The organism is Sporosarcina koreensis (genome assembly GCF_001531445.1).
GTDB classification, from domain to species: domain Bacteria; phylum Bacillota; class Bacilli; order Bacillales_A; family Planococcaceae; genus Sporosarcina; species Sporosarcina koreensis_C.
This window is the reverse complement of sequence record NZ_LQYA01000015.1, coordinates 1-19,631: the sequence shown is the minus strand read 5'-3', so window position 1 is coordinate 19,631 and position 19,631 is coordinate 1. Positions and strand designations below refer to the sequence as shown.

Sequence of the window (19,631 nt, the reverse complement as noted above, 5' to 3'; positions counted from 1 at the left end):
ACTTGCCGTTCTCGTAATGTACAGCAGTTGTCGCATCCCCGCGCGGATTGCCTTCCGTCAATGAGACACGCGCAGGATTGTAGAGGAATCCGACGCGGATATTCGCATTCGGCTGACCGCCATCCTCATTGTTCACCGGATCGATATTGACATATTCGTACTGGATGCCGCCCGCACCTACAATCGCTTGGATGAGGCGTTCATAGCTTTCATTTGCTCGGGAATCGCCGGCATCCGGACCGTTGTTGTCCTGTACTTCCGTCACACCGATGATGTCAGGGTTCTGCATATCCTGTACAAATGCCCTTGCCAGTTTCTTCGCTTTGTCGTTTGACGTCGTCTTCGTATTGTTCGAGAAGTTTTCCAAGTTGTAGGAAGCGATTGTCAGTTTATCTTCATCTTTCACAATTGTCGTCTTCTCTGGCACTGCTTCGCCTTTTAAATGTGCTTGCTGCATGCCGCTCAAAGACGTAAAAATTTTATAGTTTTGGAATGAATAGCCGACCACTCCCGTAATCGGGCCTTTAAAACGGTCACCTGTCGCGACTTCGAAATCACGTGCCGGCCCATTCGGCTCCATTCTGAATTGGACCCGCTCCGCATTCTGATCATCTTCCTTGAGGAGGAGGCCGCCATGGATTGTTTCAGTTGCGGTATTCTCCAATACAGTTACGAGGTCGCCGTGTTCCTGAGGCGCTACCGCTTTCACATTGCCGACTTGGACAAGCATCGCTTCACGGCTTTCCCAGAAATCGGCCGCATATTTTGCAGGATCAAATTCCGCGAACTGATGGCTTGCAATTTTTTCTTTCGGCAAGTTCCTTTCATTAATAGTGAACGGCATTGGAAGCGGAACATCGCGCTCAAGGATTTGCACGTTGCCTCCTTGGTCATCGCGGACGTTTATTTGTGTTGTCTTCAAGTCTGTTTCCTGGCGGTCTGCATAGCCGTCAATCGCATATTCACTCACTTTTCCGGTAACGGAAACGAGATCGCCGACTGAAAGGTTCCAAGCATCCCTTCCACTGTAAAGAACGATTGCTTCAGACGTATTCAAATTACCATCCCGCTTGTCATCCGGAGTTTGGATATGATAGTATGTCGAGCCATTCAGCTCATATTTATACGTAACAATCCCTTCGACGCCTTCCACGGTTTGCCCTTCAAACGGAGAAGTATGACCTTCTCCTTGGATATTATGAATTTGCAGGCTTTCCGTAATTGTATACGTAAACGTCGCTACGTCGCCAAAACGGCCGTCATTTGTTTTCACGACAGCTTTGATCGTCGTATCTTCACGAACATCAATGGGCGTAGCATACGTCGACCCGTTTTCAATCGGGCTCGTCCCATCCAATGTATAGAGAATTTCCGCATCAGGCGTGCTTGTCGTCAATGAAACCTTGACATCGCCTACAAACGTGCCGCTTCCCGGATTTGCCACAACCGGCTGGATGACTGAACTGTCAACGACGATGTCCATCGTAGAGCGTGGAATGATTTGATAGTCGCTATCGAACTGCTGAACAATCCCGGTAATCGAGTCGTATGCCGCCCCGACAGTGAGCCCCAATGAAGACATCTCATCACGAACGATAAATTCACCTGTTCCGTCTGTCGCTGCGTAATTTGCCCAGCCGCTGCCAACTTGTGCATCAGATAAAATCGCATTTTGCACTGTAACAAGCTGCGATTCGACTTCTTCGCCGACTTCAGCCCCGGTAATGACAATGGGCTCCGGAACGCCAGCATCTTTCGTTATTTCAACGATGACAGCCCCATCCAGCTGCAGCAGTCCGCGGTAATCCGCGAGCGTACCAGTCAATGTCACCTCATCGCCGATTTGCACATTTAAGCTTGTCGGTCTGACAGCGATACCGCCCGTGCCGTCCTGTACTGAAATAGTGTTTTTCAATTTGGCTGCGACGGTTCCTTTGATTGTCACAGTTTCACCTGGAGCCTTCGATCGTACGTCGGCGATTGTTGAAATGTCTTCCGGCTCATCCGGATTTCCTGGTTCACCTGGTGTCTCGCCATCCATCTCATGCGACCCTAGATAATCGAATGTGTCTTTTGGGTAAACGGTCCATTCTTCATCACGGTTGAACGTATCCCCCGGGTTCGAATCCCCGCCCGTTACAGAAGCATTCCGGATAAGCGTCACATCCGTCCCCCAATTGGCACGGGCCCCGACTTGACCAAATGAATCGATGACAGTATCGGCTTTTTTGAGGACAAGCGCATCATCCCCGTTAAAATTCACGACACTCGAGTTTTCAAGATTTCCTTTAACCTTTATATCGGAAGCAGCATCTCGATGATATAAAACATACGTCTCGCCGGAACCCAATGTACCTGACAACGTCAGTTTGGCAGTTGACGCCGTAGCACCGTTCGCATACATCTCTAACGAATAATTACTCAAATCGACAGCTTGTCCCGTCCCGTTATACAGCTCAATCGCTTTGTTGAAACTGCTGCCTTCAACGTATTCGGAAATCAGCAGATCTGTTGCCACTGACTCTGCCTTCACAACTGCAGGAATTGACGGCACAACCACCGTTACGGCAAGTCCAGCCGCCATAAAGGCATTTAAGCGTTTCCTCCATCTCTTACTCCGCATGAAACTGTTCTCCCTTCCTCATTGAAAATATGGTGAACTCCGTGCAGATCGTCCGTGAACCGCTCCCTTTCTAAATAAGATTAATAGACTACTAGATTTCAAACCCATCGTACCACTGCATGTTTAAGATGACCATGCGACTTTTCTCAATTTTTCAGTACTAATTCATAAAGCTTTCGACATATTTTATTCAAATGGATATGTGAGTATAGACATAGTGGATGCGTTGAGGTTGGTTGTGTTGCACGGTGTGTTCGTTGTGTTATGTAGTGGGTTGATTGTGTTGCGTATGTATATGTTTTCGTTGCAAGGCTTGTTCATAATGTTGCGAGCAGTTGTTTGCGTTGCGCTATTAAATTAGTTGTGTTGCAAACAATTGATTTTAATTCACAAAAAAACTCCCTAGCCCATTCGGACCAAGGAGTTCCTTTCATTACACGACGATAACGAGATCTTTTACATCCTCTACACCTTTGCCATCTACGATTTCCTGTACTTCGGAGCCGTCCAACGTCTCTTTTTGGAATAAGACATTGACCAGCTCCTCAAACTGTGCTGCATATTCCTGAATAAGCGTTTCAGTTTTTTTCAAAGCCTCACCGAAGATCGCTTGCATTTTCAATTCTTTTTCGCCTTTATTGAAGGTCAACATGAAGCCGTCCTGCAACAGACCTGTGTCAACCATCCGCTCGATAATGTCCTTCGCCTGCTGCACATCACCGCTGACGCCGATGCTATGCTCGCCAAGGTAAAGCCGCTCTGCGACGCCTCCCGCTAGAATCATGCTCACTTGATCGAGCAATTCGCTTGCCGTCTGCAGATGCAGTTCCTTCTGGATCGGCGCCACGTATCCGAGTGCTTGTCCACGCGGAATGATTGTTGCTTTTCGGACTGAACCCGGCTTTGTGATAGCCGCGATTAACGCATGACCTGCTTCGTGGATTGCGACCCTTCTTTTCGTATCGGGGTCGTTCAACGTACGAGATGTGCTTCCAAGGATTGTCCTGTCAATTGCGAAATCCAGGTCTCCCTTGCCGATTTCCTCGCGACCATCACGGATTGCCCGCTTGCTCGCTGTTTCGAATAAAGAGCTAAGCTCCGCACCCGAAAAACCTGACGTGCTTTCGGCTAGTACATCCAATGAAGCATACACTTCATCCGCCAATAGACGGCCTTTCGTATGGATGTCAATAATTTCTCGACGGCCAAGCGTGTCTGGAAGCGGTACATTGAACGTATAATCGATACGGCCCGGACGAAGGAATGCTTCATCGAGCATATCTTTCCGGTTCGTCGCTGCAATAAAAAGAATCCCATCATTATCGTTGCCGCCATCCAATTGAACGAGCAACTCCGTCAATGTCTTTTCGGACTCTTCACCGCCATGTTCTTTCCTCTTGCCTGCAAGTGCATCGACTTCATCGATGAAAATAACTGCAGGACGATTTTTACGGGCATTTTGGAATAATGTGCGCACACGTGAAGCTCCTACTCCGACAAACAGCTCTGTAAACGCGGATCCGCTCGACGAATAGAACGTTGCCCCGATTTCACTGGCAATCGCTTGAGCAAGCAATGTTTTTCCGGTTCCTGGAGGCCCGTAAAGAAGAATTCCTTTCGGCGCCTGGATCCCGACTTGCGCAGCCCGTTTTGGATCTTTAATGATCGATAGCGTCTGATGAATCTCTTCCTTCATCTCTTCTGGAAGACCGCCAATATCATTGAGTGTAATTTCAGGAAGAGGAGTCGCCTTTGAGGCACCATTCTTCATCGATGAAACACCGGCTCCCAACTTTCCTTTTTTATGAAGAATCATCAACGTCAAGAATGATGCGATGATCAACCCACCGAAAAACAAGCCATTGTATTGGCTGGCATCGGCAAATGTATATGAAAGGTTATATTTTTCCACTAATTGTTCTGCCAGTTGGCCTTGCGGACGGACTTGCGTAACATATAGCCCATCTTTCGTGTTTAGTAGCAAAGTGCCATCAGCCTTTTCTTTTAAAGACAACGGGTGGCCTTGTTGCGCCTGAATCGTCTTCTCAAACTCCGAAAACGATACATTCATCCCTTTATTTGCACCCGAGAGAACCAATCCGACACTTGTTGCTATTCCAATGACCAAGACGACAAGGACGACAATCTTCGTTGCAAATTTCGAATTCGGCTTCAAGCCATCCCCAACTCCCTTACAAAAGATACTATTATTATATAGGAAATAGAGTCATTTGAACAACAAGAAAGATGTAGAATAAATGACAATACTATTGCGGTAACTGGCTAACTTGCAGGTTTTATCCGCATCTCTCACTTTATCCCATAATAAAAATATACTATTTTCCAGTTAAAGATACATCCACCAATTCAAACCGATGCTACATTATTTGCACATGCACATTACATAGAACCCCGTCGAAAAACAGCATATTTCCCGGGGAAAAGATCATCAGCTACTCTTGTTCTTTTCATCACTTGCCATCCACCTACATCCATGCTATAATGAATCAGTTAACGCCATAGTAACTTTTAATTTGACATGGCATTCTACGTACTGTTTTTGAGGACACTTATTCACACTGGCGCGGCTAAAGGGTCGCAAGGACGCAAGAGTCGGTAGGGCTTGCGTTGCTTAAGGATAGAAGACACCCAGTGGAAAATGACCGCGGCATTGATCATTTTCAATAGAATCCGGATCACGGATCTTTAGATGGACATAAACTTCAACAATAAAAGTTACTATACAAATAAGGGTTGCTTCTCATTCGTGAGAGCAACCCTTTTCCAATGGCTCAAGTTCACGAGGCTTGAGGATCATATGATAAGCATCGAGTTTGTAAAAGAGATAAAGCAGCGTAGTCAAAAAACGTTATTTATATTTAAAAACACATGGAATCTACGGGTACGAGTCCGATTTACCACCGACAACTGTGATACAAAATCGATACCTCAAAATAAAAAAAGATATTGCAGCTATACAATATCCCTCTTTCTCATTTTCCATATAGAACAGTGACATTTGTATGTCCCCACAAACAGCTAGCAGGAAAATCTTCCGATACGACAGCGCTTTTCAAACGCTCCACCGCTTCCCATTTCTGTTCCCCGTAAGCGAGAAGGACAATCTCCTTCGCCTCGAGGATTGATTTGATGCCCAATGTGATTGCTTGTTCCGGGACAGCTTCCTCGGAAGAAAAATACTTCGCATTCATTGCGCGTGTCGATTCCGCGAGGTCCACAATATGTGTCCTGCAATGGAATGATGTACCAGGTTCATTGAACCCGATATGGCCGTTCACCCCAATACCAAGCAGTTGTATGTCGATCCCTCCATTTTCACGGATCAACCTGTCATAACGTAAACATTCTTCCTTCAAGTCAACCGCCATTCCGTCTGGCATATGCCTATTAAACACGGGTAAATCCACTTTATTAAATAAATGCTTCTCCATATAGCTATGGAAGCTCGTCGAATGGGTCAAATCCAGTCCGGTATACTCATCCAAATTGAATGTTTGTGCGTTAGCAAATGAAATCCGGCCTTGCGCATGCCGTTCCACTAGCTTTTCATAAAACCCGATTGGAGTTGCACCAGTAGCCAGGCCGAGAACGCTGTCAGGCTTCAAGATCAGCTGCCGTTCGAACAAATCAGCAGCAAGGCTGCTCATTTCGTCATAGTCTGCCGCCTCAACCCACGTGTACTCATAAATTTCATTCACGGGAAAAGCTCACCTTCCCTTTAGTTCTTCCGTTTTTTGAATGTCGCGTTCCGGATGTCATCAATCGCTTCACGGGTTGCATCCAAATAAGTGATTGTCGTATCGAATTGCTGTGAGGCAACCGACATGAATACAATATCCATAATATGCAGCTGAGCAAGCCTGGATGATGTTGCCCCACTTCGAAAATTGGCTTCCTTCGCTGGCGACGTATGCAGCTGGATATCCGAAATCCGCGAAATCGGCGTCTGGCCGAATTTAGTCAGACTAATCGTTGTTGCCCCATTCGCTTGCGCAAGCTCAAGAATCTTCCCCACTTCGAACGTAGCTCCCGAGAAGGAGATGCCGACAACGACATCCTCCTCGTCCACATTCGCCATGATTGTCGCCCCCATATGTAGATCAGTGCTCGCAGTGGAAGCTTTATGGATCCGCAAAAACTTCTGCTGCGCGTCGATGGCGGCAATCCCTGATGCCCCAACGCCGAAAAAGTGGATATTCTTCGCTTGGACAATCGCTTTGACAGCATGCTCCAATTGTTTATGATCAAGTAATTCCGCTGTTTCCAGCAATGTATGGACAGCTTGTTCCGTCACTTTCTGGATCGTCGTGGCAACCGGTTCATTCGGTTTGATATCCCGCGTCGTAATTTCCAACTTGCGGCCGAGGTCGCCATTGATGCGCAATTTCAGTTCCTGGAAGCCTTTCAATTGCAGCGATTTGCAAAGCCTCGTCACCGCAGCACCGCTCGTTCGGCTAACTTCACCGAGTTCCGAAACAGTCATTGTCACGATATCCTGTGGGTTCGCTAAAATGTAATCGGCTATTTTTTGTTCTGAAGGAGGGAGCATATGCCTCATTTCTTTCAGCAGCACTAAGCCGCCACTCGCTATCGCCATCTAGATCCCTCCAATTTCTTCAATTCCTCAATTCTTTCACCATGACATGGAATGTCCGGTATGTCTTGAATCCGTTTTTCAAGTATAAATGCCCCGCCGAGCTCTTTTCACTCGTCCAGAGGAACCACGCACCTTGAATCGTCCTTTGCTTCATTGAATACAGCGCTTCGTGCAATAAAACCTTGCCAAGCCCTTTCCCTTGCTCGCCTTCATCTACACCGAAAGGTCCAAAACGTTCCCGGATCCCTTCGTAGCCTCCGTACATTGCAAATCCGACGATCCTGCCTTCCTTTTTCACAACAAGAATTTGAGATGGGTCCAGTCCTTGCAATAGACCTTCGCGGATTGCCCGTCCCCAATCCGGATTGAAAACGGTGTTCGCGAAACGGATGACGGCAGGCAAATCGCCGTCCAGAACTGTTTCAAATACATAGGATTCCTGTTCCCTATCAGATTTCACCGCCCTCACTGCTTCGGGATAAACATAATCCGTCAATGCCCTATGCATGGCTACCGGTGAATAGGCACGCTTGAACCCAACATTAAGCAGGAATTCGAAACCGGATGGATAAGCTGCTTCGTCAATCCCAGGAAGGAAATAATTCGGTGCGTAAGAAGAGAAAAACACTTTCTTCGCCCCTTGCCTACTGATGTATTCACTTGCCCTTTCCATCAGCCCATGACCGATCCCTTGCCTTCCGACATCGGGATGCACCATGAAAAAGGTGATCCATCCCGTATCAGGTTCAAGATCGGTGCCCATCATCGGAAGCTTCCGTGTAATCGCTAAAATCGCCCCTACAATCCTCTCTCCGTCAACCGCAACGATCAAGCCTTCCGGGTCAAAGTTCGCATCGAGCAGTACTTGTGTCCTAAAACGCCTTTCATTGATTGGATCATGGATTAATACATCATTCCACAATCTGACAATCCCTTTTTCATCACCGCTTTGAAATGTCCTATACGTGATTATCAATCCTCTTCCCCTACTTCCAATGAAGCTAGTTTGACTGCCCTGCCTACAAATCCTCTCGCGGTTTCAATCAATGTTTGCGCCTTCTCCTTATCAACTTCCGCAAGGATCATGACGATCGCTTGCTTTACGTTGTAGCCGGTCTCTTCCAGTATCGATTCCGCCTTGTCTTCATCTAATTCCGTAATCGTGCATACCATCTTTTTCGCGCGCTCACGTAATTTAAAATTGCTCGCATTCAAATCAACCATCAAATTTTGGTACACCTTGCCGTTCTTCACCATCGCTGTCGTTGAAATCATATTTAAAATCAGTTTATGAGATGTGGCAGCACGCAACCGGGTCGACCCGGTCACTATTTCTGGCCCGGTAATGACCTCGATCGGTATATCCGCATAATGGCTGATGAGCGAGTCTTCGTTATTGGAAAGACTGACAGTCGTTGCACCGCATGACTTCGCGTACACAAGCGCTCCTTTCACATAAGGTGTCCGGCCGCTAGCAGCGATGCCAACGATGACGTCCTGACTGCTGACTTGAAGATCCGCTAAATCCTTTGCGCCTAACGCTTCGTCATCTTCAGCGCCTTCGACAGCCACATACATTGCGCCTTCTCCGCCAGCCAATACTGCCTTCACAAGATCGGGTGAAGTGCCGAATGTGGGAGGACATTCAACTGCGTCCATGACGCCGACCCTGCCGCTCGTCCCTGCGCCTACATAAAGGAGCCTCCCGCCATTTCTAAAAGCTGCCGCCACTTTTTCTACTGTCTTTTCAATCTGCGGGATTACTTCTCGGACAGCCAGGGCAACGGTCTGATCCTCGTCATTCATCGTTTTCAGAATGTCTGAGATTGACATTTCATCCAACCGCGACGTCTTCGGATTGGATCTCTCAGTTGTCAGAAGTGATAATTTTTCCATCGTCCGCCTTCCTATCTGTATCGTAAGTAACGTTCTCTCATTTCCATGAATTCCTCTGTATCCCGGCTACATTGCTTCAAATATGGTTGAACATCATCTTTCGACAAGCCATTACGCAATGCATCGTTTCCTGCGAGCAGATCGAACATCGGATGCTTTAAGCTGCCATATTCCAAAAACTCGATTTTCTCGGCATACATCTTTGCGATGACTGCAAGCACTTGGACGACCGACTCAACCGGCTTGAACGTCGGCCGATCTATTATATGCAGTTGAATCCCCTCGCAAAGCTGCCCATTATACTTTTGATACGTCGGTGTGAAAGCGAGCGCGCGTGCTCGGACGGCTTCCAAGCCTAGAGCATTTACGTTATCCTGCAACTTCTCCCCGTCAATGAAAGGAGCGCCGATAATTTCAAACGGCTGTGTCGTTCCGCGCCCTTCGGAAAGATTCAACCCTTCCACTAAACACATGCCCGGATACAACAGCATCATATCAAGCGATGTCGTATTCGGCGAAGGGGGGACCCATGGAAGTCCATTCTCCGTCTGGAACGAACCCCTTTTCCACCCCTCCATGCCGACCACTTCCAATTCGCATTCAATATGAAATTCTTCATTAAAATAAAGAGCTAATTCTCCGACGGTCATGCCGTGCCGATTCGGGATCGGGTAACGCCCGACAAAGGAAGCGAAATCCGGATGAACCAAATTCCCTTCAATCACCTCCCCACCAATCGGATTCGGCCGATCAAGGACGATCATTTTCTTGCCTGTCCTCGCGCAAGCTTCCATCATATACGCCATCGTATAAATATACGTATAATATCTCGCGCCGATGTCTTGGATATCAAATACGACGATATCGACTTGCTCCATCATTGCGTCCGTCGGTTTCTTCGACTGACCATAAAGGCTGAATACCGGAATGCCTGTTGAACGATGGATGGCATCGGTGAACTTCTCCCCTTCTTTTGCATTCGTCAATAGCCCATGCTCCGGTGCGAAAAGGGCCGTCAAGTGCAGCTCCGGATGTTCATAAAATAATCGTATTGTAGAGATCAGATTGGCATTCGTACCTGTTTGATTCGTCAATAAACCGATCCGTTTCCCCCGCAGTTCCGACAAGTCCCTCTCGAAAAACACGTCAACACCTAACTTCACCACCCGCTTTTGCCCCATCATTCCTTCACGCCGCCTAACGTCAGACCTTTGACGAAATAGCGTTGGAACAAGATGAAGACAATGATCATCGGAATTGCCGCAACCGCAGCACCGCTCATGAGCAATTTAAAGCTTGCCAAATTCGCGTCCTGCAACGTTTTCAATCCGACAGGCAATGTGTATAGCTCTGCGGTATTCAACACGATGATCGGCCAAAGGAATGAATTCCATACGTTCATAAATGTGAAGATGCCGAGCGCGGCAAGTCCTGGTCTAGCAAGCGGCAGGACGACTGTCCAATATGTCCGCCATTCACTTGCACCGTCCATTTTGGCAGCCTCCAGCAACTCATCCGGGATGGAATACATGAACTGCCTCATGAGAAATACACCGAACACCATGGAAAGATCGGGCAGGATCAATGCCCAATGCGTATCCATCAAACCAAGATTCCCGACCATGATGAACAGTGGTACGAGCGTCACTTGACCGGGGATCATCATGGTAGAAATGATAATCCAGAAGATTAGGTTCCTTCCCGGGAAATTCTTCTTCGCCAATACATATCCCGCCATCGAGTCGATGAGCAAGATGCCGATCGTGACGACGACTGCAATATAAATACTGTTGAAAAACCATTTCCCGACATCATGCTTTTTGAATAGCGTCTTGAAGCTTCCGAACGAATTTGAAACAATATGGTCCATCATATCGCGATGATACGCCTCTTCTTCGGCATCGCCTGCCTTAGCCGCTTCTCTCGCCTCGCCCCAATGCTTGAGATAAAGCGGAATACCCATCGGATACATTTTTGGCGGATTGGAATCGACATAGGAAACCGGCCGCTCCATATCTTGGGACTGATAGCTGCTTAACTGAAGGGAAGTCGAGAACACCCAATACAAGGGAAGCAATGAAACAACGGCGAAAACAGTGAGCAATCCAAATATAATCAGTTTATTTAATCGATCGAGCGGTTTTTTCTTCATTTCCTATCCCCCCATCACTCATCATGGCGAAGCACCCGGAATTGGATGACAGAAAAGATGAGGATAATGACAAATAATACGACTGATTGAGCCCCAGCCAAACCGAATTCGAAATCCCGGAAGCCTGTTTTGTAAATGAGATGGACGAGCGTCTCCGTCGCGCTCCCCGGTCCTCCCCCTGTCATCATGATGATCTGCGTAAATACTTGGAACGACCCGATCGTGCTTAAAAGCACTAAGTACAAAGTCGTCGGTTTCAACAATGGGATCGTAATATGGATCCATTGCTTGAATCGGCTGGCGCCATCCATCCGTGCGGCTTCATACAACGATTGGGAAATCGATCCCATCGAAGCCAAATACATGATGATGCCGACACCGAACGGAATGAGGCACTGCATGATGATCAACGCCCATAGCGCTGTGCTCGACTGTCCAAGCCAGTTGACAGGACCAACGCCGAACCAGCCTAACACATAGTTGAAAAGCCCAAAATCGTAGTTATACATCCAGCGCCACACCATGGCGATGATGACCATCGAGGTGACTGTCGGCAAATAAAATGCCGATCTGAACAGGCTTTGGGATAGTTTCCCCAATTCAAAAATGAGCGCGGACAGCACAAGGGCACTGATTACGCCGAACGGGACCGTCACGACCGTAAAGAGCAAAGTATTCTTCAATGCAATTCGGAATGCTTCGCTCTCGAACACTTTTATGTAGTTCTCAAACCCGACAAATTCACTGCCGAAAATCTTGTATTTCTGAAAAGATAGAACAAATGCCCACACTACGGGAATCGCAACAAAAAGCGTAAAAAGAATGAGCTTTGGCAGTAGAAAGAGGTATGCGCTATAGTTCCGCTTCATCTCATGGAGCACTTTCTTAGGACTTCGATTGGATTTACCGACCACTTTCAGTTTTTCCTTCTTCTTTTTTGGTACTGCACCCATAGGTATCTGAGTCATGTTGACACCCCCCTAAAAGTGAAGCAGGCGTACGCAATGCATAGCCTGCTTTCTTTTGTTCCCGCATTAACTGGCAGTAAGACTCCCACCAGTGGGAGATCGACTGCTAGTAAATGCCCGATTGGTTCAACTAACACTCAGTGGGGGAAAAGCCTCCCCAGTGAGTGAAGTTTCACTTTATCACTCCAATATTTTGTCTACCGCTTTTTTAGCATCCGCCATCGCTTGCTCTGCTGTCTTTTCACCATTAAACACGAGTTGCAGCTCACTTTGGATTGCTTCGTCAATTTTTCTCCATTCCGGATGACGTGGAAGCATGACGACTTGGTCGGACATTTCCATCGCACGTGCCATTTCCGAGTTGTCTTTGAACGGGTCCATTTCAGCAGCGCTGATGCGCGCCGGGAAGATGCCGTAATTTTGTGCCATATGGTATTGCTCTTCAGCAGTGGAAATGAATTGCATGAAGTCTGCGACCGCTGCTTTCTTGTTCACATCTTTTTGATGCATCATGACCCATCCGCCAACCCCGCCGATTGTAGATGCTTCCTTATCGCCTGATGGATATTCAGCAACCATGAAGTTTGTCGGGTATGCGCCTTGAGCTGAACCGATCGCCCATGTTGCCCATGGCTGCATGGCGACTGTACGTTGCTCTTCATTCGCCCACGCCTGGAATGTGCCGCCGACATCATTGCCGCCATGAGTTTCCGGAGCGACGTTAAGCTTCAATTTCAAATCAGCTAAATCTTGGATTGCCTTTATCGCTTCAGGAGAATCGAATGTAAACTCAGTCATATCCTCGTTCAGCGGCGTTCCGCCATTTTTATAGAAGAACGGCCAAGCTTCATAATAACCAGGCATGATGTATGTCGAGAATCCATATACATCCGTCTTGCCATCGCCATCCCTGTCGAACGTCAGTTTTTCCGCAGTCTGTAAAAATTCCTCATACGTCCACTTTCCGTCTGTCGGCGGCTCAACGCCGGCCTCCTTGAAAAGGTCCAAGTTCAATAGCATTGTATGCAATGTAATACTATTCGGAATCCCGTACAGCTTCCCATCATACGTATATGCATCCAACGCATTCTCGTAGAAGTCCTTCTTTGTATCTTTATCGAAATACGGGTCCAAAGATTCAATGACGCCTTGCTCGATATGATCGATACTTACCGCGCTGCCGCTAATATCGACTGGCGCGATGTCCGGCCAAGCTTTGCCCGCAATGGCGACACCAAGCTTGTCTCCCATTTCCGCCCATGGCACTTGCACCAATTCGATTTCAATGCCTTCATTGGCTTCTTCGTATTCTTTGATCTTATCTTCTAGCCAGTGGAATTTATTATCGTCCGCATCGGGCCATCTTGGTCCATCCCAAATGGTAATCTTCCCTTTGAACTCTTCAGCATTTCCCGCTTCTTCCTTATCGCCGCATGCTGCAAGCACTGTCGCTGCAAGCCCTAACGTTAAGGCTGCAAGAGCGGATTTCTTCCAAACTTTTTTCATTTCTTGACCCCCTAATTGTTTTTCTGAGAATTTCCCCATTTTTTATTCCCAGCAGGTAAAACGATAATGCTCAAACGACGAAATTTGCAGAAGCGCGCATAAACGTTGCCAAACGCGCATAAATCACTGAATTCACGCATAAATCCTAAAATATACGCATAAACGCCTACAACTGCTCATGATCCCCAAACAATTTTCCCCATAATTGTCGCCTTCTTCGCCCCTGTCGCTGCCGGCAATGAATTGGGCATTTTCTGGATGCCCAAATAGCCAAGCAAGGCAAAGACGATCGCTTCCTTCGCATCTGCATCAACCCCGAAATCGTTGGTCGTTGCAAATTTCAAATCTTCAGGCATCTGTGCCTTCAAGTACCCCATTAATGCCTGATTATGCACCCCGCCGCCGCTCACAATCACTTCCTTCACATCATGGGATTGTATATATTTTTGAATCTCTGTAGCTATCGTTTTTGCCGTCAGCATCGTTGCAGTGGCGATTTTATCGATGGATGACCGGCCGCGCTCATTCCCTTCCGCCCAAAAAGTTTCCACGAATGCCGCACCGAATAATTCCCTCCCAGTGCTTTTTGGCGCTGGCGCAGCGAAATATTCATGGCTAATCAATCGATTCACCCATTCATCGTCAACAGTGCCGCCCCCAGCCAATTCGCCATCCTTGTCAAAAGAGCTTTGTCCGCCGGAATGCCTTGCAACACAAGCGTCAATCACCATATTTCCCGGCCCCGTATCATAGGCGACGATCGGCTGCTCCGACCCGAGCCGCGGCAGCACTGTCATATTGGCGATGCCGCCGATATTCAACAGGACTCGCCCGACCGATTCCGATTGGAATAAAACCTGATCCGCAAACGGCACTAATGGAGCACCTTGCCCGCCGGCAGCCATATCTCGTGTTCTGAAATCCCCGATTACGGTTTTGCCCGTTCGCTCCGCAAGTACGGCGATATCACCGATTTGCATCGTATTCGGACAAGCATACAAACGATACGGTTCAACTGCAGGCTCGTGCCAAATTGTCTGGCCGTGGGAACTGATGAGGTCGACCGTTTCCAAGTCGATGCCCGCTTCATGTAAAGCTTTCATCATCGAATGTGAATATCGTTCCCCTAGGTACATATTCATCGAGGATACGAGATGCAAAGGCGCCGCCGGATCCATCAACTTATGCAGTTCCTGCTTAAGTCCATCATCGTAAGACATCGTAACGAAATGAAGCAATTCATGACGAACCTTTCCCTCGTCGTGGGTGAAATCAACAACCGCGACATCGAGGCCATCCAAGGATGTTCCTGACATTAATCCACAGACACGCATTGGCTTCAATGGCATTCCCCTTTCCAAAATCTCTCATTGAAAACGCTTACTGTCATTTTAGACCCTTTGAAATTAAATATCAATACTAATTTATTATTCTAAAAATAATTTTCACTCAATCGATAGATACTGGCAATCTACCATTGATAACTGTTTTCCCAGCTAAGTATTCAGCAACGACTTCAAACGCCGACTGCGTGAATTCATATGTGCAAATGATCCGGTTCGCCTTCGGAAAATAAACCGCGTCATACGGCGACCGGACAGCTATGACATCGACCGGCTTCCCGCTTGCCATTAGTCCTTCAACGATGCGCCGCTGGTTATCATGCTTATCGGCGTTCAAGGTGAGCACGACGATATGGTCGTACTGAGCCGCGAGTTCCGTCATATCCATGTCGCCTGGACCTCCCACGTCGATCTCCATCGATACAACGGTCCCGTGAACCTTTTTCAATTGCTCCGCCATCGTCAACGTCGAATACCGTTTATCTTCCACCATCAGCGCGTATTCATTTTTTGGATGGACGAGCAGCACACGGTCCTCCGCGGTAATCGGAATCCCCGGACCTGTCACTTCCGTTATACCTTGCTGATAAATCTCTTTCATTTCATCATGATGTTTCTCGGAACCGACAAAATCGGCAACTGTTGTGTTCTCTTCAATTTCATCCCATGAAGTATATTTCCGCGCGAGCTTTTCGATTCTTTCAATGGACTCTTCAATCCGTCGTTCGGAAATCCGGCCGCTCCCGACAGCTTCTGCCAATCGGAGTACTGCCTGCTCCTGCAGATCGTGCAAGTGGGATACCATGACGAAGTCCACTCCCGCCTCAACTGCCTGCACGCATCCTTCCACCGTGCCGATCCTTTTCGCGATTGCGTCCATTTCCATGCAATCCGTTGTAATGACGCCATCGAATCCGAGCTCTTCCCGAAGAAGCCCTGTAATGACCGACTGCGACAATGTCGCCGGGACATTCTCCTTATCTTCAAGCGCCGGAAAATAGACATGCGCACTCATAACAGCATCTGCGCCAGCTGCGATGCAATCCTTGAATGGCACGAGTTCGACAGCGTGCAATCTCTTAAGACCATGTTCGATCACCGGTAAATCAAGATGCGAATCAACACTCGTATCACCATGACCTGGGAAATGCTTCAATGTCGTCATAACTCCTGCCTCTTGCATGCCGAACATCGAATTTTTCGCCATTTCCGCGACGTCCGCGGGATTTTCCCCAAAGGAACGGACACCGATGACCGGGTTTTTCGGGTTATTGTTCACGTCAACGACTGGCGCCAAATTCCAGTTGATGCCGAGCGCTTTTAATTCCTTGCCAGTCATAAATCCAGCCTTTTTTGCGTTCGTCGGACCATGTGTCGCTCCAAGCACCATGGCACCAGGAATGAGCGTCGTCCCTTCACCTAGTCTTCTGACGACGCCGTTTTCCTGATCGATGCAAATGAGCAAAGGCGTTTCATAGCCCGCCTTCTTCGCTTCCGCTTGGAGGCTGTTTGTCAACGCGAGAATTTCTTCAGGCGTGCCGATATTCCTCCCGAAGAGGATAATCCCTCCAATATGATAGGTGTGAATCAAATGCTTAATTTCCTCCGACATCGTTTTGCCTTTGAATCCGGCAATCAGCAATCGGCCGACTTTCTTTTGAACATTCATATTGCTTCCCCCTCTTACCATCTCTTTTACTTAAATCGGAAATCCCGGGATATGCCCTTCCTTTCTCACATGCAGACCCCTTGAATTTTTCAACGTCTGCGCATACGTCGTGCGGGCCAAACAGCCGCGCATCGTCCCTAGCGCTTTATAATAATCGTAATATCGGAAACTCGTAGAATTCATAATGAACCAGTAGCAGGACAATGCCTCCAAGTAGGCATCGAACGAATCTGTCACATCGACGTAAATATCCGGCTCATACCCATCCATATCCTCCCAGTTTTCGCTATGAAAAACACGACGCAAACCGTGCGGCGGCAATCCCTCAAGATCGAATCCGGGCAAGGAAGCTTTCAGCCATGCATCCTGAACTATCTTTTGGCAAAGCGCATGATCAGGATGCATGCTGTTTTCCCAATGCGTGATAACAAATTCCGGTTTTTCCCTCCGAAAAATCGTCGCCACTTCTTTGACGATTTCTTCATTGAATGTCAACTCTGCATCTCGGTGAGCAAGCGTGATGCTCGTGCCACCTAAAATAGCGGCGGCCTCTTCAGCCTCCCGTATCTTTTGCAGACGGTATTCTTCCACTTCCATATTTGCCGGGGTTCCCTTCTCCCCTGCCGTCAAATGAAGAAACGTCACCCGATATCCGGACTGTGCGTATTTATGGGCGATTGCGCCGGCTTGGATTTCTCCATCGCCGCAATGCGCTCCAACGATTAAGACATGTTGCATCCCAAATCCCCCTATGAGAACAATGTTGTGTAAATGATATTATGTAAGCGGGGCCGCAAGCGGAGCATGGCGAGATGCCTCCCGAAATACACACGGTTTGTCAGCAGCATGACCGTCAATTCCTGTTCCGGATCGATATAGAAGCTCGTTCCGGTGAAGCCAGTATGTCCGTAAGTCACCTGCGACATCAAATCTCCTGCAGGACTCGCCCCGCTTCCTTTTAATTGCCATCCAAGACCTCTGCTTTCCTCTGCAAACGGTGTGAAATTATGCTTCGACAGCGCCAGCCAATATGGATCGATAATTTTCTTTCCTTCATGCACTCCGTCATTTTCAAGCATCCTTGTGAAAACTGCTAAATCCTCCATCGTTGAAAACAATCCTGCATGGCCGCTTATTCCGCCCATGAATTCTGTGTTATCATCATGGACGATTCCATATTTATGGTCTTGCAAATGGTCGTAATACTCGGTCGGCGCATAACGTTGCCGACCATAAACCGGCTGATATCCTGTATCCTTCATCTCCATCGGCTCAAATAGATAGAGACGAGCATATTCGTCAATCTTCAGCCCTGTCACTTTTTCGATAATTTCCATTAGGAGAATGAACCCGAGGTCGCTATAAACGACATTGGTATCAGGCGCATACTCCAGCTGTTCCTCATCGATTTCCTTTAACACTTGGGCTGCAGAAAGCCTTCTTTCGAAATAAGGTTGATGCGCAGTCAGCCCCGAAGAATGGGTGAGCAACTGCTTGATCGTCACGCTTTCCTTTCCTAATTTTTGGAATGAAGGAATGAACGTCGCAACTTTATCATGCAAATGTATTTCGCCTGTTTCACATATTTGCAGGATGGCAGGCAACGTCACCATCACTTTCGTCAACGACGCCATATCGAACAGATGGCTGCTTGTTATAGGGACATTGTCTGCGTCCAAACTATTCGTACCGACTGCTTCGTCAAGGATGATTTTCCCTTTGTGCCGGACACGTATGACTGCTCCTGGCGTCACTTGCAGATCGATTTCACGCTGCAAAAAATTTCGTACCGTTTCTTTCACTCATGTCACCCCGATTGTTTAGTCATCGACTGATATTGTTTCCAAGGCGCAAAGCCTAATATTTCATAAAATGCAATGAGTTGCGTCCAATCAATGACGATGTCCGAAACTCCTCTGCTGATCAGTTCATTCGCCGCAGCTTTTACTAAATCGATTCCAAAATGATGCCGCCTAATGGCACGGTCAATCCCTAAAGGGCCAATGCCTCCCATCTCCCCTTGGCGCAGCGCCGACCAATACACATTTTGCGCAATGACTGGCGATTGCGGATCGTTTACCCGGCAAAACCCTTGCAAATCATCATCTATGAAAAACCCGATGAACTCCCTTCCAGTACCGCCGATCATTTGATAATGAAGTGCTTCATAATGCCAGCGACCCGGAAAAACCCGCTCCAAAAACTGCAGCAGAGAAGGGAAGTCATCTTTCGTCAAGAGTCGGTAATGCTCGCTTGAGTTCGTCAGCTTATATAGCTCACCTTCGCTTACATCTTTGATCAAATCCGTTTCAATGCTGCCCTTTACGTATCCTCGCTTTTCAAACCAGCTGATTGTTGCTTCGTTTTCAAGTGGAACGCCAGGGAAATAATGCCACGGATCGCGCCCTAATCGGATTTCTCCCACGCCCGCTTCAAACAACGCCTGTTCCGCGAGCCCGAGCAGTTCCGAGCCGACACCTTCGTTTCGAGTTGACGTTTCGACAAGCATGCATTGAATCCACCCGACCGTTGTCGGCATTTGGGCATCCAGTGTTTCCACATACCGTTTAGCGACAATAAAACCTCGCAGGCTTCCTTCCTCGACGACGGCAAGGGAGCCTTCATTCAGCACATTCGGCTCCATCGTCGTGTTTTGATTCCATAACGCGACGTTCATCGGAAACCGTTCACCGATTTCCTTATTCCAGAGCTCCACAATATCGGTTACCGGGATTTCGGATAAAGGCACAACTGTCATGGCGTCACCCTTTCTCGAAGTTGTTCATTGAAACGGATTTGATCAAAGATGTAAGCGAAGGTGAGCTATATAAGCTGACGAACTCAAGCGAGCATTAC

Annotated in this window: 15 protein-coding genes; all 15 read right to left on the bottom strand. The window is 47.8% G+C overall.

Annotated features, from left to right (window positions below; translation table 11 throughout):
- The coding region (locus AWV70_RS03630) for a lamin tail domain-containing protein (RefSeq protein WP_201024309.1) at positions 1 to 2,623 on the bottom strand (2,623 nt) is incomplete at its 3' end.
- 433 nt (positions 2,624 to 3,056) lie between these two features.
- Positions 3,057 to 4,799 (bottom strand): AAA family ATPase, encoded by a 1,743-nt coding sequence (locus AWV70_RS03625; RefSeq protein WP_060204456.1) that lies wholly within the window; start codon positions 4,797 to 4,799, stop codon positions 3,057 to 3,059.
- An 817-nt stretch (positions 4,800 to 5,616) separates the two neighbouring features.
- Positions 5,617 to 6,342 (bottom strand): glucosamine-6-phosphate deaminase, encoded by a 726-nt coding sequence (nagB, locus tag AWV70_RS03620; protein ID WP_268777115.1) that lies wholly within the window; start codon positions 6,340 to 6,342, stop codon positions 5,617 to 5,619.
- 20 nt (positions 6,343 to 6,362) lie between these two features.
- Positions 6,363 to 7,241: a MurR/RpiR family transcriptional regulator gene (locus AWV70_RS03615; RefSeq protein ID WP_060204454.1), complete on the bottom strand. Its 879-nt coding sequence runs from the start codon at positions 7,239 to 7,241 to the stop codon at positions 6,363 to 6,365.
- A gap of 19 nt (positions 7,242 to 7,260) precedes the next feature.
- The gene (locus tag AWV70_RS03610) at positions 7,261 to 8,217 is read right to left on the bottom strand and encodes a GNAT family N-acetyltransferase (protein WP_306464357.1); all 957 of its coding nucleotides are present in this window, start codon (positions 8,215 to 8,217) and stop codon (positions 7,261 to 7,263) included.
- Positions 8,214 to 9,137 carry an N-acetylmuramic acid 6-phosphate etherase gene (gene murQ / locus AWV70_RS03605; protein WP_060204452.1) on the bottom strand — a complete coding sequence of 308 codons (924 nt, stop codon included), beginning with the start codon at positions 9,135 to 9,137 and terminating at the stop codon, positions 8,214 to 8,216. The genes AWV70_RS03610 and murQ overlap by 4 nt, the downstream gene beginning before the upstream one ends.
- 11 nt (positions 9,138 to 9,148) lie before the next feature.
- Complete coding sequence (locus AWV70_RS03600; protein WP_235588537.1) at positions 9,149 to 10,321, bottom strand: exo-beta-N-acetylmuramidase NamZ family protein; 1,173 nt, start codon at positions 10,319 to 10,321, stop codon at positions 9,149 to 9,151.
- Entirely contained in the window at positions 10,318 to 11,289 is a 972-nt protein-coding gene (locus AWV70_RS03595) for a carbohydrate ABC transporter permease (RefSeq protein ID WP_060204450.1), read from the bottom strand. The genes AWV70_RS03600 and AWV70_RS03595 overlap by 4 nt, the downstream gene beginning before the upstream one ends.
- A 14-nt stretch (positions 11,290 to 11,303) precedes the next feature.
- Positions 11,304 to 12,257, bottom strand: coding sequence for a carbohydrate ABC transporter permease (locus AWV70_RS03590; protein ID WP_235588536.1), 954 nt, complete (start codon positions 12,255 to 12,257; stop codon positions 11,304 to 11,306).
- Positions 12,258 to 12,437: 180 nt separating this feature from the next.
- A complete protein-coding gene (locus AWV70_RS03585) occupies positions 12,438 to 13,763 on the bottom strand; it encodes an extracellular solute-binding protein (protein WP_060204448.1) in 1,326 nt (441 codons plus the stop codon).
- 176 nt (positions 13,764 to 13,939) lie between these two features.
- Positions 13,940 to 15,097 carry an anhydro-N-acetylmuramic acid kinase gene (locus AWV70_RS03580; RefSeq protein WP_060204458.1) on the bottom strand — a complete coding sequence of 386 codons (1,158 nt, stop codon included), beginning with the start codon at positions 15,095 to 15,097 and terminating at the stop codon, positions 13,940 to 13,942.
- A 115-nt stretch (positions 15,098 to 15,212) separates the two neighbouring features.
- Positions 15,213 to 16,775, bottom strand: a complete 1,563-nt coding sequence (nagZ, locus tag AWV70_RS03575) for a beta-N-acetylhexosaminidase (protein WP_060204446.1) — start codon at positions 16,773 to 16,775, stop codon at positions 15,213 to 15,215.
- Between the two features lie 30 nt (positions 16,776 to 16,805).
- Entirely contained in the window at positions 16,806 to 17,513 is a 708-nt protein-coding gene (locus AWV70_RS03570) for a PIG-L deacetylase family protein (RefSeq protein WP_060204444.1), read from the bottom strand.
- 11 nt (positions 17,514 to 17,524) lie between these two features.
- A complete protein-coding gene (locus AWV70_RS03565; RefSeq protein ID WP_060204442.1) occupies positions 17,525 to 18,577 on the bottom strand; it encodes a serine hydrolase domain-containing protein in 1,053 nt (350 codons plus the stop codon).
- 5 nt (positions 18,578 to 18,582) lie between these two features.
- On the bottom strand, positions 18,583 to 19,533 hold the full coding sequence (locus tag AWV70_RS03560; RefSeq protein ID WP_060204440.1) for a GNAT family N-acetyltransferase: 951 nt from the start codon (positions 19,531 to 19,533) through the stop codon (positions 18,583 to 18,585).
- Positions 19,534 to 19,631 lie beyond the last annotated feature (98 nt).